The 18,248-nt window shown below is 46.2% G+C and carries 3 protein-coding genes; all 3 read left to right on the top strand.

Annotation, left to right across the window (positions count from 1 at the left end; all coding sequences use genetic code 11):
- The first annotated feature begins 58 nt into the window (after positions 1 to 58).
- Genes FAM09_RS23650 through FAM09_RS23660 form a run of 3 tightly spaced genes read left to right on the top strand, consistent with a single transcriptional unit; the run spans position 59 to position 17,954 of the window.
- Positions 59 to 7,933, top strand: coding sequence for a PA14 domain-containing protein (locus tag FAM09_RS23650; protein ID WP_136579628.1), 7,875 nt, complete (start codon positions 59 to 61; stop codon positions 7,931 to 7,933).
- A gap of 58 nt (positions 7,934 to 7,991) precedes the next feature.
- The gene (locus FAM09_RS23655; protein WP_136579629.1) at positions 7,992 to 16,757 is read left to right on the top strand and encodes an RHS repeat-associated core domain-containing protein; all 8,766 of its coding nucleotides are present in this window, start codon (positions 7,992 to 7,994) and stop codon (positions 16,755 to 16,757) included.
- Positions 16,758 to 17,954 (top strand): outer membrane protein assembly factor BamB family protein, encoded by a 1,197-nt coding sequence (locus FAM09_RS23660; protein ID WP_136579630.1) that lies wholly within the window; start codon positions 16,758 to 16,760, stop codon positions 17,952 to 17,954.
- Positions 17,955 to 18,248: the final 294 nt, after the last annotated feature.

Below are 18,248 nucleotides of genomic sequence, written 5' to 3' on the forward strand. Positions count from 1 at the left end.
CCAATAAGCAAAGCCAACAATTAAACAATAGTAGCACCACTTAATATACCCCAGCATTATGTTATTGAGTTTAGCTTTAAGGTATCAGAAACACACCGCCTTGTTCCTGTTGAGCATTTCGTTTGTTCAGTTGACCATAGCAGAGCGGCTTCCTTATTATCAAGATGGAGGTTTCCCTTCTTACAGGATGAGCCATATAAATAGCGGCAGTAGTAGATGCTTTAATCTACCTGCTATTTCACTGGAGAATGTTAAGCAGCAGACCTTTCTCCCCTCCACCGGAGGGGTTGGGGGAGGCTTGGACGCTCGACGCCCATTCATCGGCGGACCCACGCAGCCGGAGTCGCAATCATTTCAATCGGTGAACAGCAACAACATGGTAGATCTGTTCACCGGTGATTTTTCATACAACATTCCTTTAATGGATGTAGGCGGCTACCCGGTAAATATTGCTTACAACAGCAGCGTTACTATGGATGAAGAAGCGAGCTGGGTGGGGCTTGGCTGGAATATCAACCCGGGTTCCATTACCCGCAACATGCGCGGGGTGCCCGATGATTTTAACGGCGGAACAGATACCATGCGCAAAGTATCGCATGTAAAAGACAACGTAACCGGTGGCGTATCGCTGGGCGCCAGTATTGGTGAGGTATTCGGGCTTCCGCTGAATGTAAGCAAATCGTATGGCATTTTTAATAATACATATAATGGATGGGGGCTTGAAACATCCCTGAACGCATCTATTAACGGCGGATCAAAATCGTATGGGTACATGTCTGCCGGTTTGTCTTTAACCAATAACTCGCAAAATGGGTTCACCGTTAGTCCAGGTTTATCTTACAACACCAAAAAACAATCTGCAGAAGATCATGGCACCGGCGTGGGGTTCCAGGTCTCCTCACCTTACAATTCCAGGTCCGGTTTAAAATCTATACAACTTGGATTGAACGTCAATGCCAAAAACAAGAATGGTTCGGCAAGCGCAAGCGATTTCGCCGGGCTCACATTTGCCTGGCCTACTTACAGTCCTTCTATTACCATGCCCATGACCAACTATAATTTTTCCTTTACCGCGAAGTATGGATTTGAGATCAACGGGTATCACCCTACTTTTTTTATCAGCGGGTACGGGGGCAAGGAATACATTGCAGCGGCTGACACCTCATTAGCCATACCGGTGTATGGCTATATGAACTACCAGAACATGGGCGGCAACTGGGCGGCCATCACAGATTTCAACCGCGAGAAAGAGATCCCTTATCGCGAAAAACCGGCTATTCCGCATATTGCAGTGCCTGCTTACACCTATGATGTGTTTTCTGTTTCGGGTGAAGGTACCAGTGGAAGTTTCAGGGCATATCGCGGCGATATTGGTTTTATTGCCGACCATATAGTGAAAAGTAAAACCATTACCGGGTCAGCCAGCATCGACCTGGGCGCCGGCAACCTGGTACATGGCGGAACCGACCTGAATGCAAACTATTCCGTGTCGCAGGCAGGTCCCTGGCTTCCTGATAATGCATTGGCTAAAACCATTGCATTCCGCAATAACAAGGAACTGTACGAAGCCGTTTATTTTCGTAACCCCGGTGAAAAAGCCATTAACACCACGGCATTTTATGATGCCATTGGCGGTGATGATGTGGTTACGCCTGAATTGTATCAATCGAATAACAGTAGTTCAACCATACTCGCAACGAATACCCTTGCCCGTTTCAATGGAAAAAAGAGAGTGGGCGCCATTACCCTCAAAACTGATTCTGCTATCCGAACCACCCGCGATAAACGTTCGCAGGTGATAACATACCTCTCGGCTGCGGAAGCTGCTGTTGCCGGGCTTGACAAATACATTTACCGGTACGATATTAATAAGTTCGGCTCCCGTCATTGTGAAGACAATAGTACCGAAGATGCTGTAGGTGAAAAGAACGGGTTGATGGGCTATTATTACCGAAACACATCGCTTAACGGCCCATTTATTACCCGGCTTGACACGAATATCTATTTCAACTGGGACAAGGACTACCCGTTGTGGAATAGAAGAGGCGGTGTCAATACTCTGATCGATCAAACCTATCCCAGAGATAATCTCTCGGTTCGCTGGGTAGGGCGATTAAAAGCCCCGGCCACCGGCGCTTATACATTTGGTATTTATTGGGATGATGCGGTGCGCTTTTGGATCAATGATTCACTGGTAATTGACCGGTGGAAGCGGCCCCAGGGCGATGGGTGGGACACCTGCCGGGTGAACCTGTTAAAAGACAAGTTATACAATATCAGGCTCGAATACTTTGAGCTCGGCGGCAAGGCCTATGTACAACTGGCATGGCGAACACCCGACATGCCCGGTGCCCCTTTGTCGAGGCATAATAAAGTGGCAGTGCCTTCCAAATACCTGTATCTGCCTAAGTTTCATGACACTACAGCCGTTGACCCCATTCTTACGCGGGAAGACCGGGTGAACAATTTTCGCAAAGCCAGTCATATGTCTGAAGTACGGGTCTTAAATGCAGACGGGATGCGATACGTGTATGGAATACCGGTATATAACCTGCTGCAGAAGGAAGTAAGTTTTTCTGTGAATAAGGGTAATGAAAATACCGACCTTGGATTGACTAAATATACTGATGGAGAGAACAGCACCGGCAATAATAGCGGTAAAACCGGTTATTACAGCCGGGAAGAAATTCCTGCTTATGCCCATACTTTTTTACTCACGGGTATATTAACGCCCGATTATGTAGATGTAACCGGTAACGGCATAAGTGACGATGACCTGGGCGACGGGGTGAAGTTCAATTATTCAAAAGCATGTGGTATTGCAAATCCGTTTGAATGGCGCGCGCCTTATATAACAGACAGCGCCAATTACAACGAGGGATTAAAAACCTATGACCGCGACGATAAGGCACATTATATCTATGGAAAAAAGGAATTATGGTACCTGCATTCTATTGAATCAAAGACCATGATCGCCAACTTTACCCTGCAGCGCCGGGAAGACCTGCTTGAAATAGATGAAAGCGGAAAAAAGAAAAACAATGGAAAAGCCTATTGCCTGAAGCAGATTGACCTGTATTCAAAAGCCGATTTTCTGCAGCATGGCCAAAACGCTACACCCATTAAAACGGTGCATTTTGAATACAGTTATGAGTTATGCCCCGGTGTAAACAGGCCGGTGAATGAATTGGGGAAACTAACCCTGAAGCGCATCTGGTTTACTTACAATGGAAACGAAAAAGGGAAACTGAATCCATACGTATTTCACTATCATAAAAATAATCCAGGTTATCGCACCAATGCTACCGACAAATGGGGCACTTATAAAGATCCGGCGCAAAATCCGGGTTCTGCGTCCGGCAATCTCCATACCAATGCCGATTATCCATATGCACTGCAAGACAGTACCCTGGCAGCCAATAATGCGGGCGCCTGGAAGCTGGATTCGATAAAACTGCCTTCAGGCGCACGGATAAAAGTAAAATACGAGAGTGACGATTACGCCTATGTGCAAAACCGCCGCGCTACACAAATGCTTGAGCTGGCCGGTTTTGGCCAGAATGGAAACGGTACTTATTCCGATAAATTATACCGTACTGCAGGCGACCAGGTATACGCATATGTAAAAATTCCATTCGCGGTAAGCTCGCGACAGGAATTGTATGCCCGCTACCTGGAGGACCTGACCAAAATATATTTCAAAATATTTGTGCATATGCCTTCGAACGATGGGTTTGGCAGTGGCGCGGAATATGTACCCGCTTATGCCGAACCTGATTTCGGGGCTTCACAATGGTACGGTACAACCAGCGACCCGAATATTATCTGGATAAAATTAGCCGGGGTCAATAAATCGGGCGATGGCGGTGGATCGTATAGCCCACTGGCCCAAACGGCTATTCATTACCTGCGCCTGAACCTGCCTTCCAAGGCCTATCCCGGTTCTGAGCTGGAAGGTGGGATCGATTTTAAAGACCTTATTCGCATTATGGCATCGAGCGTAGGCAACGTAGTGAACATGTTGTATGGTTTCAGTAATACTACCAGGGCATTGGGCTGGGCATGTAAAACAGATCCCCATCGTTCTTACGTGCGGTTGAATTGTGCTACCCTCAAAAAATATGGTGGCGGGCTGCGGGTGAAAAGCATTCTTATTTATGATCACTGGAATGCCATGACGAAGAAAAAGGAAACCGTATATGGCCAGCATTATGATTATACCACTACCAGTACTGTAAATGGAAAAGTAACCCGCATCAGTAGTGGCGTGGCGTCCTGGGAGCCGGCCATTGGCGGGGATGAAAATCCTTTTCATTTGCCTATTGAATACCTTGACCAGGTTTCGGTAATGGCCCCGGCTGCCATGCAGTATACCGAAGAACCGCTGGGTGAAGCTTTTTACCCCGCTGCATCCGTAGGATATAGCAAGGTTAGGATGAGGACCGTGCATGCTGCCAAAACCCGTTCTGCTAACGGCTATACAGAATCGACGTTCTATACCAGTTATGATTTTCCCACCAGTTGGGACTGGTCTATGATCGATGGCAATACCAAAAAACGCTTTAAACCATTGTTGGGTAATTTACTTCGGGTGAATGCCCGCAGTTTTTTGGCCTTGTCGCAGGGATTTAAAGTGGAGTTGAACGACATGAATGGGAAAATGCGTACCCAGGCCAGCTATTCCGAAACAGACCCTGTTCATCCGATCTCGTATACAGAGAACTTTTACCGGGTAGATAATCAGTCGGCCACCTTCAAACACCTGAATAACGAGGTCGCAGCCATCGATCCGTATGGCAATATTGATCCTGCTGCTACCATTGGCAAAGATGTAGAGTTGATGGCCGATATGCGCGACCATACATCTACCTCCATAGGCGGTAACCTGAACCTGAATGTAGACCTGTTTGCTGCCGGCGTATGGCCACTTGCCATTCCTACCGCGTTGTCGATGTACCAGCAGGAAAAGAACCAGTTCCGTTCTGCTGCTATCACTAAAATCATCCACCGGTATGGCATACTTGATAGTGTGGTGCATTTTGAAAAAGGAAGTCTGATCTCTAGCAAAAATGTGCTTTATGATGCGGAAACGGGAAATCCCTTACTGGTAAGAACGCAAAATGAATTCAACGATCCGGTTTACCAGTTTACCTATCCTGCTCATTGGGTATATAAAGGAACAGGCCCCGCGTACCGGAATATTGGCGTGCTGCTTAAAAATGTGACTGTAAAGAACGGTAAGATCGTAAGTGCGCTTCCGCAGCCCGATTCGGCGTACCTGACGGCGGGCGATGAATTGCTGGTATACAGCAAACAAACGATCAGCTCTCCAAACTGCAATACCAGCACGTATGCAACTTTTCCCGATGCGTACAGGCTATGGGTGATCGATACGAATGTATTAAATGGCGGACCACAACAGTTATATTTGATTGATCAGCATGGCGTGCCTTTTTCCGGCAATGATATAACGTTAAAAGTCGTTCGCTCGGGTCATCGCAATTTGAACGGTGCTGCAGGTTCCATAACCTCGTTGCGTAATCCCATGGTAGCCGATGCACAGAAACAGTACCACCTGGTGTTTGATACGGCTACACGGGTAGTGAGCGCCGCCGCCGCTGAAATGCAGCAATACTGGAAAGTAGCTGACAGGCGGAAATCAGATGTTCTGAAAGATTGCATCAATACACCTCTCGACAGTGCACGGTTCAAGGCCGAGGCCTGTTCGTGCCTGAAGCCTTTCTTCCAGTACCTGATAGCTTCGAATAATCTGTTCATAAAAAAGTGGAGGTTTAAATCAGTTCGCTCACTTGTAAATGAGGCCAATGCTGCGGGTTATACTATTAACCTGTCCAATTGCCCGGTTTTACAGGCCAATGCCAATGAACGGTTCTATGCGCTTACAGATAATGCAACCTTTAATATTTACAAGGCTAAAATTGGCGATGTTACCATCAACCTGAACAGCAGAACGGGGCTGCCCGTATCTTTCTATTCGTTAACAGGCAGCGCGTGTACGCCCGAAGGAGTGGTGTACAAAGATCCATCGGCCGTTGCGCCTTCGCCCGCTACGGTTACCATACGCATTGTACCTGATTTTTCTGCCAGCCTTATTTCCAATAATGGCCAGTGTCCCTCTTTTCGCGACTCTCTGACAACCGTTGATTCAACTTCCGATCGCCTGATAATAGAAAATAACCTGAATGTAGGCGGATATGATCGCAATGCGATATCCATCCTGCGATTTAAGGGAGTACAACAAATTCCATTGGGCGCCACCATTACATCGGCTAAACTGGTGTTACAGGCCGATCAGCGCGGGCATCATTTACCCATGTGGCCCCATGCCAATTCGGTTCACCCGGTAGATTCTGTAAGTGTGGCGATGCTAACGCCCGGCTGGTTCCCTTTTGTGCCGCTGGATACATTACGCAATGCAGGACTTGCAAGCGACTGGCATCAGGAAGTGAGCAAAGCAACTCCTTTTCAGAACGATACCATTGATGTAACAGATTACCTGAATGGCTACCGGGAAGGAACATATGCTTCCAATACATTTATATTGACCCAGGGGTCGCAGGACCTGCATGGCGCCGATGCCATCGATGATGAGAAATGGGCGAATTACCTTCAGGGCGGATATGGAAATTATTATTCAACCTACTATTCCCAACGGTATCCGGACGCTGCCAAATGGCCGGCCATGAACATCACGTATGTTATGCCGGCCGGATATGCAGATACGATGGGCGCTATACTACAATATGACGGTACCATACATTGTACCGACATTGTTTCTCGTTTTTGTTACAGCGCAGTGACCGATACTACTGTAAACCCTTATCAATATGGCATACTCGGCAACTTCAGGCCGCTGCGCAGCTATGTATATTATGCACAGCGTAGCGAATCAGATCCTGCCGGCCCGATAGATCTCCGTAGCAATGGTGCAATAAAAGAATTTGCGCCATTCTGGACGTTACAGGGTAACCGGTGGATGCCTTCCTACGATACCACCCGCTGGGTATGGAACAGCCAGTCTACCTTGTTTAACCCAAAAGGGTTCGAGCTTGAAAATAAAGATCCGCTTGGCCGGTACAATGCCGGTGTGTACGGGTATGGTTCAACGTTGCCTACGGCGGTATTGCAGAACAGTCATTTTCAGGAAGGCGCTTATGAGGGATTTGAAGATTATAGCTATGAAGGCAATACCTGCGATACCGGTTGTTCAGTGAGCAGGTCCTTCGATTTCTCAGCATACAAGGCCAGTTTTAGCACTAAGCAGGCGCATACAGGTTTGTATAGTATAAAAGTAAACCAGGGCAGCACCATTAGCATAACGGCTAACATACAGCCGGCTGCCGATGCAGCCAATGCATGGTTAACCGCAGCTGCTCTCCCCGATGCATGCGCAGGTTCAAAACTAAAAGGTATGCTGGCGTCGCCTGGTATCATTCTGCCTTCTTTTGCGCCATTGGCCGGCCAAAGAATGATCATAGGCGCATGGGTAAAAGAAGATGGCGACTGTCTTTGCAAAAGCTATACGCGCAACCATATCATAGTAGGTTTTGAACAGGGTGGAAGCAGTACCACATTGGCGTTGACCGCATCAGGCAACCTGGTTGAAGGATGGCAACGTTATGACGCGGTGGTAGACATACCGGCTAACGCAACGCAAATGACCCTTACCCTGCAGGCATCCGATATGGCCACTACTTACTTCGACGACATCCGCATTCATCCGTATAATGCACAGATGAGATCATATGTATACAATGCGGTAAACCTGCGGCAGATGGCGGAGCTGGATGAGAATAACTATGCCACTTTTTATGAATACGATGATGATGGCACGTTGATAAGGCTGAAGAAAGAAACAGATAGAGGTATACAAACCATAAAAGAAACGAGAAGTGCTTTATTGAAAGAATGATTACCGGATCTTTTTTGGCTTCCCTGAATTTGTAAATTTTAAAGAACCTCAAACTCACATGCAAACCCATTCCTTATACCGCATAGTATTACTGTTAGGCCTTATTTGTACAACGCCATTTGTGCATGCAGGCGACGGCGGCGGAGTTGTAGCCAGCGCCATACTGGATGGCAGTAAACAACAGGTGCGAACCGATTCTTCGCGAACCATACAGGATTCCGCGTTCTTTAATGCATCGGCCAATGGAGTAGATACCGGTTATTCGGTGCAGAATGTAATTACGCTTAAAATAAATGAAGCATCACCGTTATACCTGCGTACCCCCTTTACTGCCACGGTGCAGTTGCGGATCATTTACAGCAATGGGTCGGCAATAGATTCAATAAGCAGAGACTTTACCATCAATTACGATTCGGCCCGCAGCTACCATGCACGCAACAGTTTTGTATTTCATGGGGGGCGCCGGGTTACAGTGAGGATATTATCGGTAAATACACACGGCGCTACGTGGGATGTGGCATCTGTGTTGATGGTCGAAAACCAGTTAATGGCTAAGCCAAAATATGTTTTCTCCTGTACCAATACGGTTACCAATATTACTGTATTACCGTCATCGGATGCCAAAGCCGATGAATTGCAGGTGCAGTGGACGGCCATCCGCGGTGCTGACCAGTATGATGTTGAGTGGACCTATATCGATTCTTCCGCCCTCGCTAACAATAAATATGGCAATCCGTTGGATCCTGCACTGATCTTTCTTCATAATGCCACCCGTATCAGCACAACCGCCAATGCCTACAGCATTCCTGTTATTTATGACAACTCCGGCACCCTGTTCATCAGGGTACGGCCGGTGCAGATAGGCCGGGCCCATTCGGTAGTAGCAGCCATCTGGAGCTCGGATGCCTCCCCATCGGTAATGGGCCAATACCAGTTTACCGGTCATGAACGACTGCTGAACTGGCAATCGAACATCAGTTTTGCTGAAGAAGGAAAAAGAAAAGTAGTAGTGCAATATTTCGATGGCAGTTTGCGCAACCGCCAAACGGTTACCAAAGACAATACCACCAATAACACCATTGTTGCAGAAACTTTTTACGATTACCAGGGAAGGCCGGCCATACAGGTAATACCATCCCCATCATTGAAAAATGTAATTCAGTATAAAGCCGGGTTTAATGTAAGTATCAATCACGCCGAATACAGCCAAAGCGATTTTGACTCCTTATACAGTCCCGATGTATTTTGTACAACCCATGCAGAAGCAATGAGTGCCGATTCGGGCGCCAGCCTGTATTATTCCCGCAATAACCCAAATAAAACAAAAGGGCTGAACCAGTTTATTCCCGATGCAAAAAATTATCCTTTTACCGAAACGGAGTATACGCAGGATAACACCGGCCGCATCAGCCGCCAGGGTGGGGTAGGGCCCGACCATCAACTCGGCAGCGGACATGAAACAAAATATTTTTATGGCACCCCCGACCAGAATGAACTGGATGCCTTGTTCGGTACGGATGCAGGCGACAAATCGCACTACTTCAAAAATATGGTACGTGATGACAACGGACAGTATAGTGTGAGCTATGTAGATATGCATGGGCGTACCATTGCTACTGCGCTGGCTGGTAATTCACCTGGCAGCTTGGCCTCCCTGGCATCGAATGTGCCCGCCATGATAACGGAGAACCTGGCAGATGCCGGCTCGCGCTTTTTGCAGGACTGGAGTATGATCAACCAGAAATCGCTGGTGGTGCCGGTTGCCGATACATACCGGTTCAATTACCGCCTTGACCCGAAATCGCTGACCGAAGCCAACTGCCGGCAGCAAAATATCTGCTATACCTGTTTGTACGATCTGCAAATAACCATTACCGATAATTGTAATAACCGCCTGTTACCGGGTGGTAAAGCCTTTGATACGGTATTGCATAATTTTTCATTTGGCAATCTTCCGGGCTCGTGTTCGCCGGCCTCTATGAACCTGAGCTTCTCCCTATACCTGCCAGAAGGCAGCTACCAGGTAACCAAATCGCTCACGGTGAACCGCCGTGCTTTTGTGTATTATCGCGATAGCGTGTACCTGCCCAATAATACCTGCATCTCTATGCAGCAGTTTATTACCGAACAACGCTCCATTATTGCAGCGGCCAGTACACAGTGCGCTCCTGACTGCCGTTCGTGCCGCGACAGTGTAGGTACCTATGAGCAATTCAAAAATAAGTTCATTACAAGAACCGGGATCGCTGCCGCTGATACCGCGGCCTTCAGTGCTGAAATAGCAACAGCTTATAAAAATGCGTTGGCATCGTGCAATGATCTCTGTGGCGACAGCAGCGCTGTTGACAATGATATCCGCAGCGCCATGCTACAGGATATGACCCCGCCCTATGGTCAGTATGCCGATACCGCCAAAGGGGTATACGAAGACCTGTACTCTATTTTTTATATTGACCCCAAAGACACACTGAACTTTGTTCCTGTTTACAGGTATGATGGACTGCAATATGCAGATGTGAATGGGCGTCCTGATTACGTATACAATCTCGAATCTGATCTGATGGTGGAGCCTGGTTCCCTTAGTATGAGTCAGTTTGTACAAAACTTCCGCAGTTCATGGGCCGAAGCCTTGTTGCCTTATCATCCGGAGTATTGCAAACTCCAGGCGTTGGAAGCGCAAAAGGCAGGTAATATCTGGGACCGGCAAATGGAAGCCATCGATAATTTCCGGGATGCCCGCGAGTTGGGTTATCTGAACCCTACGGGTAATGCGGCTTATCCTTATCCCATTGTTCCCGCCAATATAGATCCCTTATCGCTTCAGTCGGCCTCGTTGAAAAACAAGCTGCAGGCGAAACTGGCAGAATACCTTGCGGCAGCAGGCGGCAATCCCAAATTAAGTTTATGGGCCATGGCCTGTGTGTTGACCAAATGTGATTCAGGAAATGTTACCTGTGTAAAATTCTTTGGAAATACCCCGGCGAATGTATTCGATACGGTTAACATGTGCGATGGCGACCTGGATATGGCCTGGCGCAATTTCAGGCAATTATACCTGGGCTTTAAACAAGACCTGGTAAACGAGCTGGTTAATAACCCCGCTGGTTGTACGCCTTTGAATGCAGCATATACCAAGGTCCCCAAAAATGCAGATCTGATAAAATATGGCCACCAGCCTCAATTTAACCAGGACACCAAAACAACCGTTTCGCAATATACAGACCTGAATACGGCATTACAGGGTACCGGAGACCCGGGCAAAGCAGGGCAGGCCAGTGCGGCTTCGCAGCAGCAATTCAACCAGTTTTATGAGGAGAATATAAATGCCATGGTAAATCAGTGGGCTACCCAGCTATCGCCCTGTGCTTACAGCGAAGCGGCCCTGCGTGACACGATATTACCCCGGTTGAAAGGACTGTGCGTTAAAGCCAGTGACAAAGAACATCCTTTTGGCGCCAGCACGCTGCCTGCCGGTATTACCTATACGCCGCCGGGTACAAACTATGCGTTTACCAGTTTTGAACATATCATCAATACCTGGAACCAGGAACATAATATAACCAATTGGCAGGCCTGTAATGCCGATCTTATTACATCGCCCCAGCCATATGACAGACAGCCGGTGTATAATAATAAACCGGTACTAACCAAACCATCCGGCTGCGAGTGCCAACTCATTAATGATCTGTACATCAAATACCGCCTTACCCGCCGCGATGCCACTTTTGCAGCTTATTTAACAAGAACACAAGGCATTACTATGTCTGACAGTGACCTGCGGATGTTACGTGAATTATGCAGCAATGAAGGAGCGCCCACAGCAGGAGGAGCTGCCTGTGTGTTCCTTAAACAACCTATTTATTTGCCGCCCTCCATGCAGTGTAATGCAGGGGAGGTATGCGCCTCCTGCACACTGGTAGATAGCATGTACCGGCACTACATTCAGCAATATCCTGGCGATGCGCCGCAAATAGCCGATCCTGAAGACACCCGGCAAAACCAGCGCAACCAGCATTTTCAAAACTATATGAACAACCGCCTGGGCTTTTCATTGCAGGCCTGGGAGTATCTGCAATTTTTGGCAGAATGCCAAAGTGCTGCGGGAAGCATCAGCAATACGACGGAATGTGTAGACCAGCCGGTAGGAAATATTTTTTTATCAGGGGTGCCCGGTAAACTGGAAGATATACAGTCTACACCGGATGCAGGGTATATTATGGTAGGCAGCACCGGATTGAATGCGCGCGATGCCAGCATTATCAAAACCGATAATAATGGCAATGTTCAGTGGGCTAAGAAATATGGCGGTAACGGCGATGATCAGCTTACCCGCGTGCGCCGAACTTCCGATAACGGGTATATTGCCATTGGGACTACCAAATCAGACCACTATGCAACAGGGGCAATGTGGGTGGTGAAGATGGATGCAGGCGGTACCGTTCAATGGACAAAGACCATTGGCTTTAACACGTATTTTGGCGAGCGCGGATATGACGTTATAGAAACCAGCGATGGGGGGTATGCTGCACTCGGTATCTATAACCAGCATACCGGTCATGGCGAATTTTTACTGAGTAGTTTAACAAGTGATGGCGGCATTAACTGGGTACGCCGTTTTGGCACCAGCCGCCTGCAGGAAGACGGCGTTGGCTGTTCGCCTGGCCAGCCCGACACGCTTACTTACGATGGCGCCCCCGGTTATAGTTTACTGGAAAAGAACGATACACTTCTGATAGCCGGTGCAGCCTACGATGTAAACATGGGCAACCGTTACTTTGGGGCAATCTATCGTGTAAATAAGTATGATGGTAACCTGCTCGACGCCTGGCATTATGCTGATAGCACCAGCGACAACAAAAGCACCTGGTTCAGGAATATTTACGCCACCCCGGGCGGTTATATGATCACTGCCGGTAACGCAGAAAATCTGGGCACCACCAATGACCAGATGGCTGTAGTGCACCTGCTGAGTGATGGTACCGTTTCATCATACAAGCGATTCAACCTGCCTGCAGGAAGCAATAAGATCACCTCATCCGCCGTGTATCCTGCCTCAGATGGCGGTTATATAGTGGCCCAGACCGGTAATAACGGCTCGCATATATTCTGGCAACGCATGGATGCATCAGGATCACTCCTGTGGTCAACCGAAACGGCGTTGCCCGGCAACCAAACCATCGGGCGGCTGATACAAAACAATGACAGCAGCTTTACACTGGTTGGCGCCAACAACCAGCAGATGCTGATGCTGAACCTGCACCACGATCATGGAAGTTGTTATGATAATGCGGTAGCCGTTGGTGTAACGAACCCACTGATGGGTCGCATTAACTGGTCTACGGTAAACGACGCGTTGGTTTACCCGGAAGATATTGATTTTGGTTTGACCGCAGTGCCGCTGTTATTGACAAACTCTGTTATTGCCTGTCCCGGTAACGGTAACTGCTACAATATTTATAACGGGCCGCTGCTTTGTGGAAAATCACAACCATTGTTTCAGCCCATAGGCATAGATTCTACGGGTATCTGTACCGACAGCACTTTCTTTGCTGTTAGCATAGGGACCGAACTGCATAGAACCTATACCGATTCACTGACCGGGAATTTTGAAGAACGCTATATCAATACCTGCCTGCAGGCCTGGCGTTATGAAACGTTTACGGTTACACACACAAGGAGTGAATATCATCATACATTATATTATTATGACCAGGCAGGTAACCTGGTACGTACCGTACCGCCTGCCGGTGTGCATGCGATAACAGATACAACCGTATTGAAACAGGTAAAAGCAGCCCGGGCTGCCGGTACCGGGTTGGCGCCTGCCCATACACTGGTAACCGATTACCGGTACAACACATTGAACCAGGTAGTGGCGCAACGTTCACCGGATGGAGGAACGAGCCGCTTCTGGTACGACCGGCTGGGAAGATTAAGTGTGTCGCAGAATGCAATACAAAAAGACAGTGCGCATTATAGTTATACAAAATATGACGTTATTGGTCGTGTAACCGAAGTAGCGCAGTTGGCCAGCAGCACAGGCATGGCCGATGGGATCAGCAGAAGTCAGGGAGCATTGGAGCAATGGCTGACCAACGCAGCGGCTACCGCAACGCAGATAACAAAGACAACCTATGATGTAGAATATAGTCCGGTGCAACCGGTGATGGCAGCCCGAAATTTGCGAAACCGGGTATCGTGGACGGCCTTGTACAATACGGCTGCCGACCTGCCGGTTAATAATTTCGCTACAGCCACCTTTTACAGTTACGATATCCTGGGGAATGTAGATACGTTGCTACAGGATTACAGGATTGGCACAATGGGTAACAACCTCAACCGGTTTAAAAAAATTGCCTATGACTACGACCTGATAAGCGGTAAAGTAAACCAGGTAAGTTATCAACCGGGCCAGCCCGATGCGTTCTATCACCGGTATGAGTATGATGCGGAGAATCGCATTACAAATGTGCTTACCAGTGCCGATAGTATTAACTGGGACAACGATGCCTTTTACCAGTATTATGACCATGGGCTGCTGGCAAGGACCATCCTGGGTGAACAGCAGGTGCAGGGGATTAATTATGCTTATAATCTGATGGGGTGGACGAAGTCGATCAATCCTGATATTTACGCCGGTGCAGGATATACATTGAAGGCCGATGGTAGTACGGGTAGTGTGGTTGGTAAAACGGCATACAATGTGATGCTGAACTACTTCAATGGAGATTATAAGGCCATCAGCGGCGCTGCGCCGTCCGATACAGGGGTGAACGCAACGTTGGGTGGTGAGTATCGTCCGCTGTACAATGGCAATATCAGCAGCATGGCGGTAACTATAGGTAAGCTTAATAATCCGCTATTATCCAACTATCAATACGATCAGCTCAACCGCCTCGTGGCAATGGATGCCTGGCAAAAGACAGGCGTTGCCTGGAGGAACTTAACACGCAGGGGCGACTTCCAGGAGCGCGTTCGCTACGATGCTAATGGCAATATCTTAGGTTACAAACGCAATGGTAATAACACATTTGCCGGCAAGCCGCTGGGTATGGACAGCCTGACGTACAAATATATAATGGGTACCAACAGGCTGGATCATATAAGTGATAGTGTACAGGCCGGTAATTATGATACGGATATTGACAGGCAATCGGCCGGTAATTATGAATACGATGCCATTGGCAACCTGGTTAAAGACAGAGCCGAAGGAATTAATAAAATTAGCTGGACGGTATATGGAAAGATCAGTCGCATAATCAAAAGCGATGGAACGAATATCTCCTACACATACGATGCGGGCGGAAATCGCATCAGCAAAGCGGTTGTTAAAACGGCGCCTGCTTCGGCAGATACCACCTGGTATGTAAGAGATGCGCAGGGAAATGTGATGAGCGTATATGCATCGGGCATTGATTCGGTAAATGATGGACACTTAACCCAAACGGAGTTGCATGTATATGGCAGCAGCCGTATAGGTTTGTTGCAGCGTAACAATGATGTAACGCAATATGAGCCGGTCGTTATTACGATGCCGTTGCTGGGCGCAGGCTATGGTCTAAGCTTTGGCAGAGGGAATAAGCTCTTTGAATTAAGCAATCATTTGGGGAATGTGCTTGCTACAATTAGCGATAAGAAAATTGGCGTACCTTCCGGCGGAAGTTCTTTGATAGATCACTATGAGCCACAGGTAGTGAATGCACAGGATTATTATCCGTTTGGGATGGTAATGCCGGGAAGAACGTATGCTGAAGGAAATAGTTATAGGTATGGGTTTAATGGAAAGGAGAATGATGCAGAAACAAAAACACAGGATTATGGATTTAGAATTTATAATCCGGCATTGGGAAGGTTTTTGAGCGTTGACCCTTTAACAAAGAATTACCCTTGGTATACCCCATATCAGTTTGCAGGTAATAAACCAATAAATAGTATTGACCTTGATGGCTTAGAAGAGTATGAGAATTATGAGGCTTATTCAAAAGCAAAAGGTAAATCGGCTTTAAAAACGATGGATGGTTCTGATGGGGCGTGGTTAGCTTCTGACAGAAAAGATAAAAAAGGAACTTGGTCAAATGCAATGGCGGCTATTACTAAAAACAAATGGAAAGATAAGTTGAAATCTTATTCTCTTGTTCCCGCAAGCCCTGATGGATTTACCCCAGCATATATAAGGGAAGATAATTATTCATTTGGTATAGTAAGAGATTATTATAATTGGGTACAACATGAACTAGATGCAAAAGGATTTGGCAGTCAATGGGCGAAAGGTGCTTCATACTTATCGGACGAACTTGCGGATACATATGAGGAAGGTGCGGTGTCTGGCAGTGCCACAAGCATGGGGGGGATATTAAAAGGGTTAAGTCAAGGGATAGCTGGCTATGCAGTAGGAAAGTTCAGTTCTGTTTTATATGGTGGAGAAACGGTTCCTAATACAGAGGATGGTTGGTATGCCTGGGATGCCAATTTTGTTATGGAGGAACAAGTTACAAAAGTGGCTCCATCTATATATCAAAGCTATGCAGGTACAAATGCGTTGAATCAGCTTAATAGCCTTTCACGAAAGGAAGGGTTTATTGGAGGAGCGGCCTCTTTGCTGTCAAAACATTTCTTTCCAAGTTTTGCCAAATTTGGGGTTAGTGTAAATGACCCATCCACTCAATTTGGAGCACAAGGGCGTTATAATATTCCATTACTGATGCTTTATCCGTACACTCATCAAGCAAAAGGCGGGGTGAAATTAAGCAATGAACAATTTAAGGAAATTATGAAGGCCCATAATGCAATTAACTCTTATTATAAAAACTCAATGAAGTATTAAATGTCAGTTAAAATAAGAATAGCAGCTTCTATTTTCTGTTTCGCTTATTTGCTGCACATCACAGGATGTAAAACACAAATAACCAATATAGCTTTGAGCCCTGATATAACAAAATATACAAGCCATTCACTTGATTTCCCGTCTATTATTGGAAATGAATATAAGATTATAAGCACTGTTGTTAAACAGAAAAAATTGTTAGTAAAAGCAACCAGATCTGACACATCTTTCTTTATAGGCGTTGATTTGCTGAAGGGCAATGTTTTTTTTATTAAACCTGATCCTTCTAATGATTACGTTTCGAGTACGTTTGATATAAGTGGTGATAGCATATTTTCTTTGTCTTCACTAACGCCATCAGAAATATTTATTACGAACATCAAATCAGATAACACTCAAAAGAAGGCTGTTGATTTTGAAAAGGCAACACGGCCAGGAAAAATTGTTTTAAATCATAATCAGATTTTTTTGTTGAATGATGTTTATGGTGTCGGTGTAGTAAATCAAATCAACTTTAAACAGATCATGTTTCATAATGAAGGTATAACAGGTCTTGTCAACCCTCAATCAAGCACATTATCGTTTCCTGTTAATAGTTCATTGAATTTAATATCAGGCCATGTCATTGCAAATAATACAATACAGTTATATGCGATTGATAATCGAGGCAGTATTCGATGGCGGTATCTTGTTAAGCAAAATTCTAAGAGGGAAGCCGTGTCAATTTTGAGCTTTTCTAATCTCTTTGTTGTAAAGTATGACAGTACTCTTGTTGGATTGAATAAAGAGGATGGTAAGGAAGTTTGGCATAATACTTTGCAGAACTCCGTCAGCGACATATACAAATGGCAGGATAAAATTTTGGCTTATTGTTTAGTGAACCCGTCAGGAACGTATCCTGATAATGAGGATTTTGAATATAAAGTAGTGATGAAGTTATTTGATAGTAAACAAGGCAAAGAAGTATGGAGCACAGATTTTAACTCTGCCAATGTGCCTCACATTGGAATTTGTGGCACCAACCTATTAGTGAGTGATAATAAATTATTCACTCTTTTTTCATTGAATAATGGAACTATATTGAGTAAAAAACATTTTCCCCAAAAAAACAAAGGTGATTATGCTTTTGAAATGCTTGCTGATATAGGAACAGGCGATTATTATATAAAGTCTTATGGTGGGGAAATTTATTGGTAACGTAAGCATATAATGAACGATAAAGCGGCCCACGCAACTGCAAATTTTCAAATTGTATGATTGACAATTGAGCTATTTTAATTAGGTGTTCTAGCTATGTAACCGCACCACTTTTATTAGATGAATAAAATCTGCCGTACTACCAATATTAATAGCTCCTAGTAACGGCTACATTATTCGCCAATGATTTCTACACCCGCTTTATCTCCTGCATAAACCGGGTGGGCGTTTAGCCAAATTCTTTTTTTAAAAGGGTCTGCTTAAAATAATACCGAAAAGTTTTGGCGGTATTAT

The sequence above is a fragment of the Niastella caeni genome (genome assembly GCF_004834005.1).
Classification (GTDB): domain Bacteria; phylum Bacteroidota; class Bacteroidia; order Chitinophagales; family Chitinophagaceae; genus Niastella; species Niastella caeni.